The 309-nt window shown below is 63.8% G+C and carries 1 protein-coding gene; it reads left to right on the top strand.

Translation table 11 applies throughout. The features are described 5' to 3' along the window. A partial coding sequence (locus Q7W83_RS29060; protein WP_473658409.1) for a hypothetical protein occupies positions 1–309 on the top strand: 309 nt, incomplete at both ends.

Below are 309 nucleotides of genomic sequence, written 5' to 3'. Positions count from 1 at the left end.
ACGGCTTGGGTCAACTGATCGAAGAGACCTTGCCGGACGCTGGCCAGCGGCGGTTTTCCTACGATGCGTTGGGGCGGCGGATTACCGCCCAGGACGAACACGGTGCGCTCACTCGCTACGCGTGGGACGCCGTCGGGCGACTGATCCAGACGACGCTTCCCACCGGTGCCACGCGCGCCTTCAGCTACAACGCCTACGGAAAAATCACCGCCGAGCGCGACGAACTCGGCCGCGTCACGCGCTATGAATACGTCGATGATTTGCATGTGGTCGCCCGCCGGATCAATCCCGACGGTTCGCAGCTCAACT

It is taken from the genome of Pseudomonas sp. 300, assembly GCF_055803035.1.
The sequence above is the reverse complement of the archived record's forward strand: the minus strand, read 5'-3'. Positions and strand labels throughout refer to the sequence as shown.